The sequence below is a fragment of the Clostridium sp. DL-VIII genome, assembly GCF_000230835.1.
Lineage (GTDB): Bacteria > Bacillota > Clostridia > Clostridiales > Clostridiaceae > Clostridium.
On record NZ_CM001240.1, the window covers coordinates 442,181 to 458,064 of the forward strand.

The following is a 15,884-nucleotide window of genomic DNA, read 5'->3' on the forward strand; positions in this document are numbered from 1 at the left end:
TTTACCCTTGTTTGAATTAAATAATTTTGATGCAATACAAATTGGCTTAGCATCTCCAGAACAAATAAGGCAATGGTCAAGAGGAGAAGTTAAGAAGCCTGAAACAATTAATTACAGAACTTTAAAACCTGAAAGAGATGGTTTATTCTGTGAAAGAATCTTTGGACCAATGAAAGATTGGGAATGTCACTGTGGAAAGTATAAAAGAGTAAGATATAAAGGGATAGTTTGTGACAGATGCGGAGTTGAAGTCACAAAAGCTAAGGTAAGAAGAGAAAGAATGGGGCATATAGAATTAGCTGCCCCTGTATCTCATATTTGGTACTTTAAAGGAATTCCATCAAGAATGGGATTAATCTTAGACATGTCACCAAGAGCTTTAGAAAAAGTCTTATATTTTGCATCTTATATAGTAATAGATCCAAAAGAAACACCACTATTAAAGAAACAACTTCTTAATGAAAAGGAATATAGAGAAGCTGTAGATAAATATGGTGATGAAAGCTTTGTAGCAGGAATGGGAGCAGAAGCGATTCAAGAGCTACTTGCTGAAATTGATCTAGAAGTTGGATCAAAGGAATTAAAAGAAGAGCTTAAGCAAAGTACAGGACAGAAGAAAGTAAGAATCATAAGAAGATTAGAGGTTGTAGAATCATTTAGAAAATCAGGAAATGATCCACAATGGATGGTGATTAATGTAATACCAGTAATACCACCAGATTTAAGACCAATGGTTCAATTGGATGGTGGTAGATTTGCAACATCTGACTTAAATGATCTATATCGAAGAGTAATAAATAGAAATAATAGATTAAAGAAACTATTGGATTTAGGTGCTCCAGATATCATAGTAAGAAATGAAAAAAGAATGCTTCAAGAAGCAGTAGATGCACTTATTGATAATGGTAGAAGAGGAAGACCTGTAACTGGTCCAGGAAATAGACCTTTAAAATCACTTTCGGATATGTTAAAGGGTAAGCAAGGTAGATTTAGACAAAACTTACTTGGTAAGAGAGTTGACTATTCTGGTAGATCAGTTATTGTAGTTGGACCAGAATTAAAGATGTATCAATGCGGGCTTCCTAAAGAAATGGCTATAGAGTTATTTAAGCCGTTTGTAATGAAGAAGCTAGTACAAGATGGAATAGCGCACAATATAAAGAGTGCTAAGAGAATGGTAGAAAGAGTGTTACCACAAGTATGGGATGTATTAGAAGAAGTAATTGCAGATCATCCAGTATTGCTTAACCGTGCACCTACATTACACAGACTTGGTATTCAAGCATTCCAACCAGTATTAGTAGAAGGTAGAGCAATCAAACTTCATCCATTAGCATGTACAGCTTATAATGCCGATTTTGATGGAGATCAAATGGCTGTCCATCTTCCATTATCGGTGGAAGCGCAAGCGGAAGCTAGATTCTTGATGTTGGCAGCAACAAACATTTTAAAACCATCAGATGGTAAACCAGTTTGTGTGCCTACTCAAGATATGGTTCTTGGTTCATATTATTTAACTATGGATAAAGACAATGCTAAGGGTGCTGGGATGACTTTTTCTAGTCAAGAAGAAGCGATAATGGCATATGAAGTTAAGGCTATTAATATACATGCTGCAATTAACGTTAGAATGACTAAGAAAGTGAATGGTGAAATTAAGTCTAAGATAATTAAGACTACTGTTGGAAAGATTATATTTAATGAATCAATTCCACAAAATTTAGGCTTAGTTAATAGAGAAAATGAAGACGAAATGTTTGATTTAGAAGTAGACTTCTTAGTTACAAAGAAATCTCTAGGAAAGATAATAGATCAATGTTATATGAAACATGGTCCAGTAAAGACATCTATAATGCTTGATAATATTAAGGCATTAGGTTATCATTATTCATCAATTGGAGCTGTGACAGTTGCTTCCTCAGATATAATAGTTCCAGACGCTAAATATGATCTACTTAAAGAAGCAGATGAAACTGTTGAAAAAATTGAGAAAATGTATAAAAGAGGATTCATATCTAATGATGAAAGATATGAAAGAGTTATAGAAAAATGGACTCAAACTACTGAAGATGTAGCTAATGCATTAATGGATAGTCTTGATAAATTCAATCCAATATACATGATGGCTGACTCTGGAGCCAGAGGTTCTAAGTCACAAATTAAGCAATTAGCAGGAATGAGAGGACTTATGGCGAGTCCATCAGGTAAGATAATCGAGTTACCTATTAGAGCGTCATTTAAAGAAGGATTAGATGTTCTAGAGTACTTCTCATCTACACATGGTGCTAGAAAAGGTAATGCTGATACAGCTTTAAAAACTGCCGATTCAGGATATTTAACAAGAAGACTTGTTGATGTATCACAAGATGTTATTGTAAGAGAAGAAGATTGTGGTACAGATGAAGGAATAGTTGTAAGTGAAATAAAAGAAGGAAATGAAGTTATCGAAGAATTAAGAGAAAGATTAATTGGTAGATACTCAGCAGAGGATATTGTTGACCCTAATAGTGGAGAAGTGTTGCATTCAAAGAATGAATATATGGATCCGTATGCTGCAGATAAGATAGTTTCGGCAGGAATTAAGAAAGTAAAAATCAGATCTGTGTTCACTTGTAGCTGTAAAGTTGGTGTTTGCTCTAGATGTTATGGTATGAACATGGCAACTGCTAAGAAGATTGATATAGGAGAAGCAGTAGGTATTATAGCTGCTCAATCTATCGGAGAACCAGGAACTCAGCTTACAATGAGAACATTCCATACAGGTGGAGTTGCTGGAGCAGATATAACTCAAGGTTTACCTAGAGTTGAAGAGTTATTTGAAGCTAGAAAGCCAAAAGGTCTTGCAATAGTAAGTGAAATTGCAGGTAGTGTTAGAATAGAAGAAACAAAGAAAAAGAGAACGGTAATAGTTATGAGTCCAGAAGGGGAAGAACGTAGCTATGATATACCATTTGGTTCAAGATTAAATGTGAGTGATAATGATGTTATTGAAGCTGGAGACGAAGTAACAGAAGGTTCAGTAAATCCTCACGATATAATGAGCATAAAGGGTATAGATGGAGCAAGAAGGTATTTGCTTTCAGAAGTTCAAAAAGTTTATAGATTACAAGGTGTTGATATCAATGATAAGCACTTAGAAGTAGTTGTTAGACAAATGACTAGAAAGATAAAAGTTCTTGAATCAGGAGATACAGATTTATTACCTGGAACAATGATTGATATGTTTAATTTTTACGAAGAGAATGCCAGAGTTAGAGAATTCGGTGGAGAAGAAGCTAAGGGAGAAGAAACCTTATTAGGTATAACTAAAGCAGCTTTAGCGACAGATAGTTTCTTATCAGCAGCATCATTCCAAGAGACAACAAGAGTTTTAACAGAAGCAGCAATTAAAGGAAAAGTTGATCCATTAGTTGGATTAAAGGAAAATGTAATAATTGGTAAGCTGATTCCTGCTGGTACTGGAATGATGAGATATAGAGCATTGAATATAGAGAAAGACAGTGAATTAGTTGAAGAAAGCATTGCAGAAACAGCTGAGGAATAGAATTTAATTATATTGACATGTATAAGGTAAAATGATAAAATACAATTTGTGTGATTTTAAATATAAAATCACACAAATGAATTTCATATGAGCATTTAGTGATTGAATTGATAACTTATAATAAAGATATTAATTTATATTTGGAGTTTAGACATAATTAATAAGAATATATAACATATTATATATGAGTGTTATATAATAAATTAGCTTTTATCTTAATTTAAAGATAGATAAATGAATTTCAGGAGGTGAAAAAATGCCAACTATTAGCCAATTAGTAAGAAAAGGCAGAAAATCAGCAGTAGTTAAATCAACTGCACCAGCACTTAAAGAGTGTCCTCAAAAAAGAGGGGTATGTACAGTAGTTAAAACAACAACTCCTAAGAAGCCTAACTCAGCGTTAAGAAAAATTGCAAGGGTTAGATTAACAAATGGATTTGAAGTAACTGCATATATTGGTGGAGTAGGTCACAACTTACAAGAACATAGTGTTGTTCTTATAAGAGGTGGAAGAGTTAAGGACCTTCCTGGTGTTAGATACCATATTGTAAGAGGTGCATTAGACTGCGCTGGAGTAGCTAACAGATTACAAGGAAGATCAAAGTACGGTGCTAAAAAACCTAAACAAAAATAGGCTTTTTAACTAAGAGTAGTGCTTATCTTCAACAGAAATTATAGATTTTAACTTAAGTTTATATAGATGTAAGAAGTGTAGCACTTTGCGGTAAAGTAATAATACCGAGTACCGATGAACTTAAATTTAAAATGTTAAGGAGGGAAGAAAAGTGCCAAGAAAAGGACATATTGCAAAAAGAGATGTATTACCAGATCCAGTGTACAATTCAAAAGTTGTTACTAAATTTATAAATAGTATAATGGAAGATGGTAAAAAGGGTGTTGCCCAAAAAATATGCTACGATGCATTTGAATTAATAGCTCAAAGAAGCGGAAAAGAAGCTTTAGAAGTTTTTGAGGATGCTATGAACAATGTAATGCCATTACTAGAAGTTAAAGCTAGAAGAATAGGTGGTGCTACTTATCAAGTTCCAATCGAAGTTAGACCAGAAAGAAGACAGACATTAGGAATAAGATGGATGTTAATAGCAGCAAGAAAAAGAGGCGAAAAGCTAATGAGCGAAAGAGTTGCTGGTGAATTATTAGATGCATCTAATAATACAGGAGCAGCTGTTAAGAAGAGAGAAGATACTCATAAGATGGCAGAAGCTAATAAAGCATTTGCTCATTACAGATACTAATATATATATAAAACTGTTTTGGCTTATGCTAAGGCAGTTTTGTCAAATTAAATTAAATTTACTCATTGAGAGGAGGACAAATAAATGGCTAGAAAATATCCTTTAGAAAAGTTCCGTAATTTCGGTATAATGGCTCATATTGATGCTGGTAAGACAACAACAACTGAACGTATATTATTCTATACAGGAGTGAGTCATAAAATAGGGGAAGTTCATGATGGTGAAGCTACAATGGACTGGATGGTTCAAGAACAAGAAAGAGGTATAACAATTACCTCAGCAGCAACTTCATGTTTCTGGAAAGAACATGAACTTAATATTATAGATACTCCTGGTCACGTAGACTTTACGGTTGAAGTTGAAAGATCATTAAGAGTACTTGATGGAGCTGTTACAGTTCTTGATGCTAAGAGTGGAGTTGAACCACAAACTGAAACTGTTTGGAGACAGGCAGATAAGTATGGTGTACCAAGAATGATATATGTAAATAAAATGGATGCAACAGGTGCTGATTTCTTTAGATGTATTCAAACAGTTAAAGATAGATTAAAAGCTAATGCAGTTCCAATTCAAATTCCAATAGGTAGTGAACAAGGCTTCAAAGGAATGGTTGATCTTATAAAAAATGTTGCTTTTATATTCTATGATGATCTTGGAAAAGATATGAGAGAAGAAGAAATTCCTGCTGAATATGTTGAGCAAGCTGAAGAATATAGAAGTGCAATGATAGAAGCTATTGCTGAAACAGATGAAGAATTAATGGAAAAATATTTAGAAGGTGAAGAACTTTCAATTGAAGAATTAAAAATTGCTTTAAGAAAAGCTACAATTGCTAATGAAATATATCCTTGTATTTGTGGTTCTTCATACAAAAACAAAGGTGTTCAAGAAATGATTGATGGAGTTGTAGATTACTTACCATCACCATTAGATGTTCCTGCAATAAAAGGAACAACATTAGATGGAGAAGAAGATCATAGAAATTCTTCAGACTCTGAACCTTTATCAGCTTTAGCATTTAAGATTGCGACTGACCCATTTGTTGGTAAGTTAGCATTCACAAGAATATATTCAGGTGTAATGCAAAGTGGTTCATATGTTCTTAACTCAACAAAAGGTAAGAAAGAAAGAATCGGTAGACTTGTTAAGATGCATTCAAATTCAAGATCAGAAGTTGAATCATTAGAAGCTGGAGAAATTGGAGCAGTAATTGGATTAAAGAACACTACAACAGGTGATACTTTATGTGCAGAAAACAATCCAATAATACTTGAAGCAATGGAATTCCCAGAACCAGTTATTAATGTAGCTATTGAGCCAAAGACAAAAGATGCTCAAGAAAAGATGGGAATGGCATTAGCTAAGTTAGCAGAAGAAGATCCTACTTTTAAGACTTGGACTGATACAGAAACAGGTCAAACAATTATTGCAGGTATGGGAGAACTTCACCTAGAAATAATCGTTGATAGACTTCAAAGAGAATTTAAAGTTGAATGTAATGTTGGAGCTCCTCAAGTTGCATACAAAGAAACAATTAGAAATGCTGTTAAAGCTGAAGCAAAATATGCTAAACAATCAGGTGGTAAAGGACAATACGGTCACGCTGTAATTGAAATGGAACCAACTGAAGGAGAGTATGTATTTGAAAATGCTGTTGTAGGTGGAGCTATTCCTAAAGAATACATACCAGCTATTGATGCAGGTATAAAAGAAGCAGCTTTAAGTGGTATAATAGCAGGATATAATGTTATTAACTTTAAGGTGAAATTAGTTCATGGTTCATACCATGAAGTCGATTCATCAGAAATGGCATTTAAGATAGCAGGATCTATGGCATTTAAGAATGCTATGGCTAAAGCAAATCCAGCACTTCTTGAACCAATGATGAAAGTTGAAGTAACAGTTCCAGAAGAATATATGGGAGATGTTATTGGAGACATCAACTCAAGAAGAGGTAGAATGGAAGGAATGGAAGCTGTTAATGGAGCTCAAGTTATTAGAGCGTTTGTTCCATTATCAGAAATGTTTGGATATGCTACATCTTTAAGATCTAGAACTCAAGGTAGAGGAGTTTATTCAATGGTATTCGATCATTATGAAGAAGTACCAAAGAATATTCAAGAACAAATAGCTGGTGAAAGATCTAAATAATAAAAAATGTAATTTTGCCATATTATTTTCAAATGATGTAAAATAAATCTTATTTGAATTATTTTTATATAATATGGTGGAAAACTTGAATAATAAATATGGATATTAAAATATCTATAAGTTATAATATTTACGAAAAGATTCTTTAAATTAATGTCTATATAAGGGAGGAAAATTATAATGGCAAAAGCAAAGTATGAAAGAAGTAAGCCACATGTTAATATTGGAACAATAGGTCACGTAGACCACGGTAAGACAACATTAACAGCAGCAATCACAACAGTATTAGCAAATAAAGGATTTGCAGAAGCATTTAACTATGCAGATATTGATAAGGCTCCAGAAGAAAAAGAAAGAGGAATCACAATCAATACAGCGCACGTTGAATATCAAACAGAAAACAGACATTATGCGCACGTTGACTGTCCAGGGCATGCTGACTATGTTAAGAACATGATTACAGGAGCAGCACAAATGGATGGAGCAATCTTAGTTGTATCGGCAGCAGATGGTCCAATGCCACAAACAAGAGAACATATACTATTAGGATCAAGAGTAGGAATCCAATATATAGTAGTATTCTTAAATAAAGCAGATATGGTAGATGATCCAGAATTATTAGAATTAGTTGAAATGGAAGTAAGAGAATTATTAAGTGAATATGACTTCCCAGGAGATGATATTCCAGTAATAACAGGATCAGCATTAAAAGCATTAGAAAACCCAACAGATGAAGAAGCAATTAAGCCAATAATGGACTTAATGGAAGCAGTAGATAGCTATATCCCAACTCCAGAAAGAGCAACAGATAAAGCATTCTTAATGCCAATCGAAGATGTCTTCACAATTACAGGAAGAGGAACAGTTGCAACAGGAAGAGTTGAAGCTGGAGTACTTCATGTAGGAGACGAAGTAGAAATCGTTGGATTAACAGAAGAAAAGAAGAAGGTTGTAGTAACTGGAATCGAAATGTTCAGAAAGTTATTGGACGAAGCGCAAGCAGGAGATAATATCGGAGCATTATTAAGAGGTGTGCAAAGAACTGATATCGAAAGAGGTCAAGTATTAGCAGTACCAAATTCAGTACATCCACACACTAAGTTTGTAGGTCAAGTATACGTACTTAAAAAAGAAGAAGGTGGAAGACATACACCATTCTTTGATGGATATAGACCACAATTCTATTTCAGAACAACAGACGTTACAGGATCAATCAAATTACCAGATGGAATGGAAATGGTAATGCCTGGAGATCATATCGACATGAATGTTGAATTAATCACACCAATAGCAATGGATGAAGGATTAAGATTCGCTATCAGAGAAGGTGGAAGAACTGTAGGTTCTGGAGTTGTTACTAAGATAGTAGAATAATAGAATTAAATGATTTACATTTAATTTTTATAGATAAAAGCAAGGAATTAATCCTTGCTTTTATTCTATAAAAAATTCTATATGAAATGATTAATCTTATATAGAGAATAAAATAATAAATTAGTAATTGAATTGTGTGAAAATGAGATTAAAATTATAAATCCAGCAAAAAAATAATATTAAAAAACAAAAAGTTGAGAAAATATGAAAAAAAGCTTGAAAAGACTATACAACAATAGTATAATTAAGAAGTTGCATAGCATACAGCGATGAATCAGGAGGTTGCCGGACTTCCGGGTAATTCTTGATGAGTAAGTTTGGATCTAGAATCCGACGACAGGGAATCGGTGAGCTGTTGTGGAATTATGAAACACCTGGAACAGTTTACAGAACAACCGCTGTTGTGCGTTAGAAGTAAAACGTACATAAAGAAGGAGGGAAATGAAATGTCAAAGCAAAAAATAAGAATTAGATTAAAAGCTTTTGATCACACAATATTAGATCAATCAGCAGAAAAAATTGTTGAAACTGCTAAAACATCAGGAGCTAAGGTTGTAGGTCCAGTGCCACTACCTACTGAAAAAGATGTTGTTACAATCTTAAGAGCAGTTCATAAGTACAAAGATTCAAGAGAACAATTTGAAATAAGAACTCATAAGAGATTAATCGATATTGTTAATCCATCACCAAAAACTGTTGATGCATTAATGAGATTAAATCTTCCAGCAGGTGTTGATATAGAAATCAAACTATAATGCTTGGAAATAATATAAAAAACGGCTAGTTATGATTGTTAACAGTCCGCTAATTAGTTTGGGAGGTGTAAATACATGAAAAAAGCTATAATAGGAAAGAAAATAGGAATGACACAAATCTTTGATGAAAATGGTAAGGTGGTTCCTGTAACAGTAGTAGAAGCTGGCCCATGTGTTGTTGTTCAAAAGAAAACATTAGAAAATGATGGTTATGAAGCAATACAAGTTGGTTTCGATGAAATTAGAGAAAAGTTAGCTAATAAGCCAAAGAAAGGTCATTTTGCTAAGGCTGGAGCTACATTAAGAAGAACTCTTAAAGAATTCAGACTTGATGATATAAGTCAATATGAAGTTGGTAACGAAATAAAGGCTGATGTATTTGAAGCAGGAGAAAAAATTGACGTGTCTGCAGTTTCTAAAGGAAAGGGTTTCCAAGGAGCTATAAAGAGATGGAATCAACATACAGGAGATATGACTCATGGTTCTAAATTTAAAAGAGCACCAGGTTCAATGGGAGCTTCATCAGATCCATCTAGAACATTCAAAAACAAGAGAATGCCAGGACATATGGGATCTGTTAATACAACAGTACTTAATTTAGAAGTTGTAAAAGTAATAGCTGAAAAGAATTTAATACTAATTAAGGGTGGAATCCCAGGACCTAACAAAGGTACAGTAGTAATTAAAGACACAGTTAGAGCTTAATTTCTTTGAAGAAAGGAGGAAATAAAATGCCTACAGTAGGAGTATTTAATAAAGAAGGAAAGAAAGTTGCAGATATGGAATTAAACGAAAGCGTATTTGCAGCAGAAGTTAACGAATATGCATTACATCAAGTTGTAGTAGCATTATTAGCTAACAAGAGACAAGGGACTCAATCAACTAAAACTAGATCTGAAGTTAGAGGTGGCGGAATTAAGCCTTGGAGACAAAAGGGTACTGGAAGAGCAAGACAAGGTTCTATCAGAGCACCACAATGGATCAAAGGTGGTATTGTATTCGCACCAAAGCCAAGAGATTACAGAGTTTCAGTTCCAAAGAGTATGAGAAAGGTTGCTATGAAATCTGCTTTAACTAGCAAGGTTCAAGATAATCAAATGATAGTTCTTGATTCACTAAATTTTGAAGCACCAAAAACTAAAAATGTAGTTGAAATGTTAAAAGCATTAGAAGCTAATAAAGCATTAATTATAACAGCAGAGTCAAACGAAGTTGTTTATAAGTCAGCAAGAAATATTCAAGGAATAAGCATTATTCCAGCAAACAACATCAATGTATATGATTTATTAAAATATGAAAAATTAATCATTACAAAAGATGCTGTATCAAAAATTGAGGAGGTGTACGCATAATGAAGTTAACAAGCCATGATATAATAAGAAAGCCAATTATAACTGAAAAGAGTATGGCGTCTATGGCCGAAAAGAAGTACACTTTCATAGTTCATGTTGATGCTAATAAATCTCAAATAAAGAGAGCTGTGGAAGAAGTTTTCAACGTTAAAGTTGAATCTATCAACACTATTAACGGTATAGGGAAAACTAAAAGAATGGGCGTACATGTAGGAAAGAGAGCAGATTATAAGAAGGCTGTTGTTACATTAACAGAAGAAAGCAATGGAATTGAATTCTTCGAAGGAATGCAATAGTATTTCAATAAAGCCATTATTGGTGAGGATCACCAGAGAAGCTTAAAGAAGGAGGGAATTTTAAATGGCAGTTAAAAAATTTAACCCGATTACACCATCAAGAAGACAAATGACTATGCCAACTTTTGAAGAAATAACTTCACAAGAGCCAGAAAAGTCACTTCTTGTTGCATTAAAAACTAAAGCGGGTAGAAATAATCAAGGTAAAATCACTGTTAGACATCGTGGTGGTACTGTTAAGAGAAAATACAGAATAATAGATTTTAAAAGAAATAAAGATGCAGTTTCAGCAAAGGTTGCAACTATAGAATACGATCCAAATAGAACAGCATATATTGCACTTCTTGTATATAGTGATGGAGAAAAGAGATATATCCTTGCACCAGCAGGATTAAAGGTTGGGGATGTGGTTGAATCAGGAGCAAATGCTGATATCAAACCAGGTAATGCTCTTCCATTAAAGAATATACCAGTTGGTACAGTTATTCATAACATAGAGTTACAAAAAGGAAAAGGTGGTCAATTAGTTAGAGCAGCAGGAAATTCAGCTCAATTAATGGCTAAAGAAGGAGATTATGCAACTCTTAGATTACCATCAGGTGAAATGAGATATGTAAGAATCGAATGTAGAGCTACTATCGGAACACTTTCTAATGCAACTAACGATATCGTTAATATCGGTAAAGCAGGAAGAAAGAGACATATGGGATGGAGACCAACAGTTAGAGGATCTGTAATGAACCCTAATGATCACCCTCATGGTGGTGGTGAAGGTAAGTCACCAGTAGGTAGACCAAGTCCAGTTACTCCTTGGGGTAAACCAGCACTTGGATACAAAACTAGAAAAACTAAGAAGTATTCAGATAAATTTATTATCAAAGATAGAAGAGCTAAGTAGTTTGAGGAGAATAGTAAGTTCTCTTCATAACTTAGGACTTAGTGCTTAGGAAGGGAGGCATATTAGTGAGTAGATCAACAAAGAAAGCACCTTTTGTTCATGAAGGTCTTTTCAAGAAGATAGAAGAAATGAATGGTAATGGAGAAAAAAAGGTTGTTAAAACTTGGTCAAGAAGTTCAACAATTTTCCCACAATTCATTGGACACACAATAGCTGTTCATGATGGAAGAAAGCATGTACCAGTATATATATCAGAAGATATGGTTGGCCATAAGTTAGGTGAATTTGTATTAACTAGAACTTATAAAGGTCATGACGCAGATAAAACATCAAAAAGATAGCCTGGAAAGGAGGATCATAAATGGAAGCTAGAGCTATAGCAAAATATATCAGAATGTCTCCAACAAAGGTAGGAGTAATTCTTGATTTAATAAGAGGAAAACAAGTTAATGAAGCTTTTGCTATTTTACAATATACTCCAAGAGAAGCAGCAGTAGTAATAAATAAGGTTTTAAAATCAGCTGTTGCAAATGCAGAAAATAATTTAGAATTAAATGCTGATAACTTATATGTTTCAGAATGCTTCGTTGGTCAAGGATCAACATTAAAGAGATTCCAACCTCATGCTCAAGGTAGAGCATTCAAAATATTAAAGAAAACAAGCAATATAACAGTAGTTGTTAAAGAAAGAGCTTAGTAAATAAAGGAGGGAAAAGCAAGTGGGTCAAAAAGTAAATCCTCACGGCCTTAGAGTAGGCGTTATCAAGGGATGGGATGCAAAATGGTATGCTAATAAGAAGAATTTTGCTGATAATCTTGTTGAAGATAACAGAATTAGAAAATTTGTAAAAAAAGAACTTTTTGCAGCAGGTATTTCTAAAATAGAAATTGAAAGAGCTGCTAAGAGAGTTAAATTAAACATATATACAGCAAAGCCAGGTGTCATCATAGGCAAAGGTGGATCAGGGATTGAGAGTTTAAAAAATAAATTAACTCAATTCATTGAAGGTAAAAATGTTTTAATAAACATAGTAGAAGTAAAGAGTGCAGAAGCTGATGCTCAATTAATGGCTGAAAATATTGCTGCACAATTAGAAAAAAGAATTTCATTCAGAAGAGCTATGAAGCAAACAATGCAAAGAGCTATGAAACATGGAATTAAAGGTGTAAAGACTGCATGTTCTGGTAGATTAGGTGGAGCTGAAATTGCAAGAACTGAACACTACCATGAAGGAACAATTCCACTACAAACATTAAGAGCTGATATCGATTATGGATTTGCAGAAGCAGATACAACATATGGAAAAATTGGAGTTAAGGTTTGGGTTTATAATGGAGAAGTTCTTCCAACTAAGAAAGTAGAAAAGGAAGAGGCTAACGCATAGGAAAGGAGGAATAGATCATGTTAATGCCTAAGAGGGTAAAACATCGTAAGGTGCAACGTGGCAGAATGAAAGGTAAAGCAACAAGAGGTAATTTCTTAGCTTATGGCGATTACGGAATTCAAGCACTATCTTGTGCATGGATAACAAGTAATCAAATTGAATCTGCCAGAATTGCTATCAATAGATACATTAAAAGAGGTGGAAAACTTTGGATAAAGATTTTCCCAGATAAGCCAGTTACAGAAAAACCAGCTGAAACAAGAATGGGTTCAGGTAAAGGATCACCAGAATACTGGGTTGCAGTAGTTAAGCCAGGTAGGGTACTATTTGAATTATCAGGAGTACCAGAAGAAACTGCAAGAGAAGCAATGAGACTTGCTTCACACAAACTTCCTGTAAAGACAAAATTTGTTTCAAAAAGAGATTTTGAGGAAATGGGTGGTGAAGAATAATGAAGGCTAGAGAATTAAAAGAATTGAAATCAAGCAATCCTCAAGACTTAACAGTTAAGTTAGGAGATCTTAAAGCTGAATTATTTAACTTGAGATTTCAATTAGCTACAGGACAATTAGAAAATCCAATGAGAATAAGAGAAGTTAAGAAATCTATAGCCCAAATAAAAACCATCTTAAGAGAAGAAGAATTAAAAGCATTGGAACAATAAAAGTTGGAAGGAGGTAAGCCCTAATGGAAAGATCATTAAGAAAAAGAAGAATTGGTAGGGTTGTTTCTGATAAAATGGAAAAGACTATTGTAGTTGCTGTTGAAACTAAAGTTAGACATCCGTTATATGGAAAAACAGTTAATAGAACTACAAAGTTTAAAGTACATGATGAAAATAATGAAGCTAAAATTAACGATAGAGTATCAATAATGGAAACTAGACCTTTATCTAAAGATAAGAGATGGAGACTTGTTGAAATAGTTGAAAAGGCTAAATAGGCTGTAAAACTGAAAGGAGGGTAATTTAATGATACAACAACAAACCTTATTAAAGGTTGCGGATAATTCAGGTGCAAAAGAAATTATGTGTATCAGAGTCTTAGGCGGATCTAAAAGAAAGTTTGGTAATATCGGTGATATTATAGTAGCTAGCGTTAAAAGTGCAACACCAGGTGGAGTTGTTAAAAAAGGTGAAGTCGTAAAGGCAGTTGTAGTTAGATCAGTAAAAGGTGTAAGAAGAGCAGATGGTTCATATATTAAATTTGATGAAAACGCAGCAGTTATAATCAAAGATGATAAGCAACCAAAAGGAACTCGTATCTTTGGACCTGTTGCTAGGGAGCTAAGAGATAAAGAATTTAATAAAATTCTATCATTAGCACCAGAAGTTCTATAAGAGGAGGTGGCCAACTTGAAGATACATGTAAGAAAGAATGATACAGTTATTGTTATATCAGGAAAAGATAAAGGCAAAACTGGCGAAATATTAAAAGCGTATCCAAAGACAGGAAAGGTTCTTGTTCAAGGAGTTAATATAGTAAAGAAACATCAAAAAGCTAATAAGGGTCAAGTTGAAAGCGCTATAATTGAAAAAGAAGCAGCTATCAGCAGCTCAAAAGTTATGTTATATTGTAACAAATGTAAGAATGCAACTAGAATCCAAAATGAGATTTTAGCTGACGGCACTAAAGTTAGAAAATGCAAGAAGTGTGGAGAAACATTCTAAACTTTGAAAGGAGGTAACTAATATGACAAGACTTCAAGAAAAATATCAAAAAGAAGTAATTCCAGCTATGATTGAAAAGTTCGGATATAAAAACATAATGGAAGTTCCAAAGTTAGAAAAGATTGTAATCAATATGGGAGTTGGAGAAGCTAAAGAAAATCAAAAGGTCTTAGAATCAGCTGTTAATGATTTGACTTTAATAGCAGGTCAAAAGCCTATATTGACAAGAGCAAAGAAATCTGTAGCTAACTTTAAAATTAGAGAAAACATGCCATTAGGATGTAAGGTTACTCTAAGAAAAGCTCAAATGTTTGAATTTGCAGATAAACTAATGAGTATTGCATTACCAAGAGTTAGAGATTTCAGAGGAGTTTCTAGTAAGGCTTTTGATGGTAGAGGAAATTATTCATTAGGAATCAAAGAACAATTAATATTCCCAGAAATAGAATATGATAAAATAGATAAGGTAAGAGGAATGGATATAATCTTCGTTACTACAGCAAACACTGACGAAGAAGCTAGGGAATTATTAAGATTCCTTGGAATGCCATTCGCTCAATAATAAGGAGGGAAACACATTGGCACGTAAGGCTATTATTGAAAAGTGGAGCAAAACTCCTAAATATAAAACAAGAGCTTATACAAGATGCAGAATATGTGGAAGACCACATGCTGTGTTAAAAAAATATGGAGTATGCCGTATTTGTTTTAGAGAACTTGCTTATAAGGGCGAAATTCCAGGTTGTAGAAAAGCAAGTTGGTAATAGATACAATGTAACGAAAGGAGGCACATTAAATGGTTATGACAGATCCTATAGCAGATTTATTAACTCGTGTAAGAAATGCTAATGCTGTAAGACATGAAGTGGTAGAAGTACCTTCTTCAAATGTAAAGAAGGAAATTGCAAATATATTATTACAAGAGGGTTATATAAAAGAAATAAATGAATATAATGATGGAGTTGTTCCAATGTTAAGATTATCTCTTAAATATGGAGCAAACAAAGAAAGAGTTATAACTGGTATTAAGAGAATTTCTAAGCCAGGATTAAGAGTTTATTGTAAGAAAGATGAAGTACCAAAGGTTCTTAATGGATTAGGTGTTGCTGTTGTTTCAACTTCAAATGGAATAATGGTAGATAGAGAAGCAAGAAAGAACGGATTAGGCGGAGAAGTAATCTGTTACGTTTGGTAATATTTAAGA

21 protein-coding genes are annotated in these 15,884 nt (G+C 33.7%); all 21 read left to right on the forward strand.

Going from position 1 to position 15,884, the window contains the following annotated elements:
• Positions 1-7 precede the first annotated feature (7 nt).
• Positions 8-3,544, forward strand: coding sequence for a DNA-directed RNA polymerase subunit beta' (gene rpoC / locus CDLVIII_RS02105; RefSeq protein ID WP_009167807.1), 3,537 nt, complete (start codon positions 8-10; stop codon positions 3,542-3,544).
• A 256-nt stretch (positions 3,545-3,800) separates the two neighbouring features.
• Complete coding sequence (gene rpsL / locus CDLVIII_RS02110; RefSeq protein WP_009167808.1) at positions 3,801-4,178, forward strand: 30S ribosomal protein S12; 378 nt, start codon at positions 3,801-3,803, stop codon at positions 4,176-4,178.
• Positions 4,179-4,329: 151 nt separating this feature from the next.
• Positions 4,330-4,800, forward strand: coding sequence for a 30S ribosomal protein S7 (gene rpsG, locus CDLVIII_RS02115; RefSeq protein WP_009167809.1), 471 nt, complete (start codon positions 4,330-4,332; stop codon positions 4,798-4,800).
• Positions 4,801-4,884: 84 nt separating this feature from the next.
• A complete protein-coding gene (fusA, locus tag CDLVIII_RS02120) occupies positions 4,885-6,951 on the forward strand; it encodes an elongation factor G (protein WP_009167810.1) in 2,067 nt (688 codons plus the stop codon).
• Between the two features lie 180 nt (positions 6,952-7,131).
• Positions 7,132-8,325 (forward strand): elongation factor Tu, encoded by a 1,194-nt coding sequence (gene tuf, locus CDLVIII_RS02125; protein WP_009167811.1) that lies wholly within the window; start codon positions 7,132-7,134, stop codon positions 8,323-8,325.
• A 446-nt stretch (positions 8,326-8,771) separates the two neighbouring features.
• Positions 8,772-9,080: a 30S ribosomal protein S10 gene (gene rpsJ / locus CDLVIII_RS02130; RefSeq protein WP_002582605.1), complete on the forward strand. Its 309-nt coding sequence runs from the start codon at positions 8,772-8,774 to the stop codon at positions 9,078-9,080.
• A gap of 75 nt (positions 9,081-9,155) precedes the next feature.
• Positions 9,156-9,785 (forward strand): 50S ribosomal protein L3, encoded by a 630-nt coding sequence (gene rplC / locus CDLVIII_RS02135; RefSeq protein WP_009167812.1) that lies wholly within the window; start codon positions 9,156-9,158, stop codon positions 9,783-9,785.
• Between the two features lie 26 nt (positions 9,786-9,811).
• Positions 9,812-10,432 (forward strand): 50S ribosomal protein L4, encoded by a 621-nt coding sequence (gene rplD, locus CDLVIII_RS02140; protein WP_009167813.1) that lies wholly within the window; start codon positions 9,812-9,814, stop codon positions 10,430-10,432.
• Positions 10,432-10,728: a 50S ribosomal protein L23 gene (gene rplW, locus CDLVIII_RS02145; protein ID WP_009167814.1), complete on the forward strand. Its 297-nt coding sequence runs from the start codon at positions 10,432-10,434 to the stop codon at positions 10,726-10,728. Before rplD ends, rplW begins: the two co-directional genes overlap by 1 nt.
• A gap of 64 nt (positions 10,729-10,792) precedes the next feature.
• Positions 10,793-11,626, forward strand: a complete 834-nt coding sequence (rplB, locus tag CDLVIII_RS02150; protein WP_009167815.1) for a 50S ribosomal protein L2 — start codon at positions 10,793-10,795, stop codon at positions 11,624-11,626.
• 65 nt (positions 11,627-11,691) lie between these two features.
• Positions 11,692-11,967: a 30S ribosomal protein S19 gene (gene rpsS / locus CDLVIII_RS02155; protein WP_009167816.1), complete on the forward strand. Its 276-nt coding sequence runs from the start codon at positions 11,692-11,694 to the stop codon at positions 11,965-11,967.
• A 20-nt stretch (positions 11,968-11,987) separates the two neighbouring features.
• Positions 11,988-12,323, forward strand: a complete 336-nt coding sequence (rplV, locus tag CDLVIII_RS02160; RefSeq protein WP_009167817.1) for a 50S ribosomal protein L22 — start codon at positions 11,988-11,990, stop codon at positions 12,321-12,323.
• Positions 12,324-12,345: 22 nt separating this feature from the next.
• Entirely contained in the window at positions 12,346-13,011 is a 666-nt protein-coding gene (rpsC, locus tag CDLVIII_RS02165; protein ID WP_009167818.1) for a 30S ribosomal protein S3, read from the forward strand.
• Between the two features lie 17 nt (positions 13,012-13,028).
• The gene (gene rplP, locus CDLVIII_RS02170) at positions 13,029-13,463 is read left to right on the forward strand and encodes a 50S ribosomal protein L16 (RefSeq protein WP_009167819.1); all 435 of its coding nucleotides are present in this window, start codon (positions 13,029-13,031) and stop codon (positions 13,461-13,463) included.
• Entirely contained in the window at positions 13,463-13,675 is a 213-nt protein-coding gene (gene rpmC / locus CDLVIII_RS02175) for a 50S ribosomal protein L29 (protein ID WP_009167820.1), read from the forward strand. The genes rplP and rpmC overlap by 1 nt, the downstream gene beginning before the upstream one ends.
• A 23-nt stretch (positions 13,676-13,698) precedes the next feature.
• A complete protein-coding gene (rpsQ, locus tag CDLVIII_RS02180) occupies positions 13,699-13,953 on the forward strand; it encodes a 30S ribosomal protein S17 (RefSeq protein WP_009167821.1) in 255 nt (84 codons plus the stop codon).
• 28 nt (positions 13,954-13,981) lie between these two features.
• The gene (rplN, locus tag CDLVIII_RS02185; RefSeq protein ID WP_009167822.1) at positions 13,982-14,350 is read left to right on the forward strand and encodes a 50S ribosomal protein L14; all 369 of its coding nucleotides are present in this window, start codon (positions 13,982-13,984) and stop codon (positions 14,348-14,350) included.
• Between the two features lie 15 nt (positions 14,351-14,365).
• Positions 14,366-14,680 (forward strand): 50S ribosomal protein L24, encoded by a 315-nt coding sequence (gene rplX, locus CDLVIII_RS02190; RefSeq protein WP_009167823.1) that lies wholly within the window; start codon positions 14,366-14,368, stop codon positions 14,678-14,680.
• 22 nt (positions 14,681-14,702) lie between these two features.
• A complete protein-coding gene (gene rplE, locus CDLVIII_RS02195; protein ID WP_009167824.1) occupies positions 14,703-15,242 on the forward strand; it encodes a 50S ribosomal protein L5 in 540 nt (179 codons plus the stop codon).
• A gap of 16 nt (positions 15,243-15,258) precedes the next feature.
• Positions 15,259-15,444: a type Z 30S ribosomal protein S14 gene (locus CDLVIII_RS02200; RefSeq protein ID WP_009167825.1), complete on the forward strand. Its 186-nt coding sequence runs from the start codon at positions 15,259-15,261 to the stop codon at positions 15,442-15,444.
• A 32-nt stretch (positions 15,445-15,476) separates the two neighbouring features.
• Positions 15,477-15,875: a 30S ribosomal protein S8 gene (gene rpsH / locus CDLVIII_RS02205; RefSeq protein WP_009167826.1), complete on the forward strand. Its 399-nt coding sequence runs from the start codon at positions 15,477-15,479 to the stop codon at positions 15,873-15,875.
• The last annotated feature ends 9 nt before the right edge of the window (positions 15,876-15,884 follow it).

What these genes read in the sequence shown, in the direction of transcription:
- rplV (WP_009167817.1), top strand. Translation starts at nt 11,988, where the DNA reads ATGGAAGCTAGAGCTATAGCAAAATATATCAGAATGTCTCCAACAAAG.
- rplD (WP_009167813.1), top strand. Translation starts at nt 9,812, where the DNA reads ATGCCTACAGTAGGAGTATTTAATAAAGAAGGAAAGAAAGTTGCAGAT.
- rpsQ (WP_009167821.1), top strand. Translation starts at nt 13,699, where the DNA reads ATGGAAAGATCATTAAGAAAAAGAAGAATTGGTAGGGTTGTTTCTGAT.
- rpsJ (WP_002582605.1), top strand. Translation starts at nt 8,772, where the DNA reads ATGTCAAAGCAAAAAATAAGAATTAGATTAAAAGCTTTTGATCACACA.
- fusA (WP_009167810.1), top strand. Translation starts at nt 4,885, where the DNA reads ATGGCTAGAAAATATCCTTTAGAAAAGTTCCGTAATTTCGGTATAATG.
- rpsH (WP_009167826.1), top strand. Translation starts at nt 15,477, where the DNA reads ATGGTTATGACAGATCCTATAGCAGATTTATTAACTCGTGTAAGAAAT.
- rplP (WP_009167819.1), top strand. Translation starts at nt 13,029, where the DNA reads ATGTTAATGCCTAAGAGGGTAAAACATCGTAAGGTGCAACGTGGCAGA.
- rplC (WP_009167812.1), top strand. Translation starts at nt 9,156, where the DNA reads ATGAAAAAAGCTATAATAGGAAAGAAAATAGGAATGACACAAATCTTT.
- rplN (WP_009167822.1), top strand. Translation starts at nt 13,982, where the DNA reads ATGATACAACAACAAACCTTATTAAAGGTTGCGGATAATTCAGGTGCA.
- rpsL (WP_009167808.1), top strand. Translation starts at nt 3,801, where the DNA reads ATGCCAACTATTAGCCAATTAGTAAGAAAAGGCAGAAAATCAGCAGTA.
- rplB (WP_009167815.1), top strand. Translation starts at nt 10,793, where the DNA reads ATGGCAGTTAAAAAATTTAACCCGATTACACCATCAAGAAGACAAATG.
- rplE (WP_009167824.1), top strand. Translation starts at nt 14,703, where the DNA reads ATGACAAGACTTCAAGAAAAATATCAAAAAGAAGTAATTCCAGCTATG.
- rplW (WP_009167814.1), top strand. Translation starts at nt 10,432, where the DNA reads ATGAAGTTAACAAGCCATGATATAATAAGAAAGCCAATTATAACTGAA.
- rpmC (WP_009167820.1), top strand. Translation starts at nt 13,463, where the DNA reads ATGAAGGCTAGAGAATTAAAAGAATTGAAATCAAGCAATCCTCAAGAC.
- tuf (WP_009167811.1), top strand. Translation starts at nt 7,132, where the DNA reads ATGGCAAAAGCAAAGTATGAAAGAAGTAAGCCACATGTTAATATTGGA.